Here is a 1,900-nt window from a genome sequence, read left to right on the forward strand (position 1 = left end):
GCTATGCTTTATAAACATATTTCTTTACAAAAAACTTGACAAAAATCACTTTATATGATTAGTGTGAGCAAAAAACTTGACGTCCCAGGTTCTCGCTCAGTTTGTATAGGGAAAGCCTTTTGCCAAAAAGGAGCGAAAAATCGTGATAGGCACGAGGGGATTTTGGGGGAATCATGTTAATTTAGTTGACATTGATCAGGAGATAATTTTGATGATCAGGGTACCCTCGGGTATGCGTGATAGGGGTAGATATCACGAAATTGATCCTCTCTTCATATTAGAATATGAAAGCAAATGTATAGGATAAAGTTGATGTCAGGGTGGGCTACAGCCGAATTAAAAAATGCTCAATTGGGAGATGTTCGACGAACCAAAAGATTAATCATCATCGTAGATAATCTATCTAAAAAATCGTCAGCAACTGTGCCAGAAGCCTGCGGGACTTGGGCAGCCACCAAAGCCACTTATGACTTTTGGGACTCTCCATATATAAAACCAGAACAGATTAGACAAGCTCACATCGATTCGACTCTAAAAAGAATTACAGAACAGGATTGGATCTTAGCTATTCAGGATACAACAGAATTGAATTATACTAATCATCCAGCTACTCAAGGAATGGGATATCTTGATAGTAAATATTCACGCGGTTTGAAAGTACACTCGACTATAGCAGTGACCACAGAAGGAATTCCCTTAGGACTGATAAACCAACAAGTATGGGCAAGAAACATATTAGAATTAGGAAAAGCGTCAACCCGTCATCAAAAACCAACTAATTCCAAGGAAAGTAATAAATGGTTATTGGGGTTAAGGGCAACAAAAGAGTTAATTACTTCTGGTCAAAAAGTCGTGACTATTGCCGATAGAGAAGCCGATTTTTATGATTTATTTGCTGCCTGTAGTAGTTTGGAGTCAGCTTTTTTGATTAGAGCTACTCAAAACAGATGTTTAATGGACTCTGATCAACACTTAAAAGAAGCCCTAGAAAAAGTTCAGCCTCAGGGAGAACTAATTGTAGAATTAAAACGCAATTTAAATCGGAAAGCTCGTCGTGCTAAATTAACTATTAGGTTTACCAGTTTAACTATTAAAGCGCCTCAAAATCGTCCATGGCCAAAACACTTAGCAGCCATCAACTTACAAGTCATTTTAGCGGTAGAAGAAGACCCACCATTGCCAGAAGAGCCAATTAGTTGGTTGTTACTGACGAATTTACCAATTAGTAATTGCTCCCAGGTAATTCGTTATGTTAAATGGTATAGTTATCGTTGGCTAATCGAACGTTATCACTATACTCTAAAAAGTGGTTGTGGTCTGGAAAAACTTCAATTAAGAACTGCTCGACGTTTAGAGATGGCTTTGGCAACTTACTCGATTGTGGCTTGGCGTTTACTTTGGCTTACGTATCAAGCTCGTTGTCATCCTAAAACGGATTGTTCTGTAGTTTTAGAACCTTATGAATGGCAAGCTCTTTACGCTACTATTCATGAAAAAAAATATCCCTTTACTCGTCCTCCTACTTTAGGAGAAGTTATTGGTTGGATTGCACAATTGGGAGGTTTCTTGGGGCGAAAATATGATGGCGCTCCTGGAGTTAAAACTCTTTGGCGTGGTTTAAGAAGATTAGATGATATTGCCCGTACTTGGCTATTTTGTCATAATTCTTTTTTTGATGAATCTTAGATCGTAAGAAGAGGCTACATAACCATAATAAAGACTATTAACCGATTGCAAAGCTGATCAGTCCCCCCTCGGCCTTTACTAATCGGTATGAATTGCTATATTCCTACTTGTTTAATTCAGCTTTGTCAAGTCAATAAATATCTATTTATTGACCATTCATAATTCCTAAAATTTGTCAAGTTTTTTGTAAAGAAATATGTTTATAAAGCATAGG

General features: G+C 37.4%; 1 protein-coding gene. It reads left to right on the forward strand.

Annotated features, from left to right (window positions below):
* Nucleotides 1–312 precede the first annotated feature (312 nt).
* Nucleotides 313–1,686: an IS4 family transposase gene (locus F6J99_RS44645; protein WP_293123771.1), complete on the forward strand. Its 1,374-nt coding sequence runs from the start codon at nt 313–315 to the stop codon at nt 1,684–1,686.
* Nucleotides 1,687–1,900 lie beyond the last annotated feature (214 nt).

The organism is Moorena sp. SIO4G3, assembly GCF_010692305.1.
GTDB lineage: Bacteria > Cyanobacteriota > Cyanobacteriia > Cyanobacteriales > Coleofasciculaceae > Moorena > Moorena producens_A.

Excerpts from the sequence above, each read along its gene's own strand:
- F6J99_RS44645 (WP_293123771.1), top strand. The coding sequence starts at position 313 with ATGTCAGGGTGGGCTACAGCCGAATTAAAAAATGCTCAATTGGGAGAT.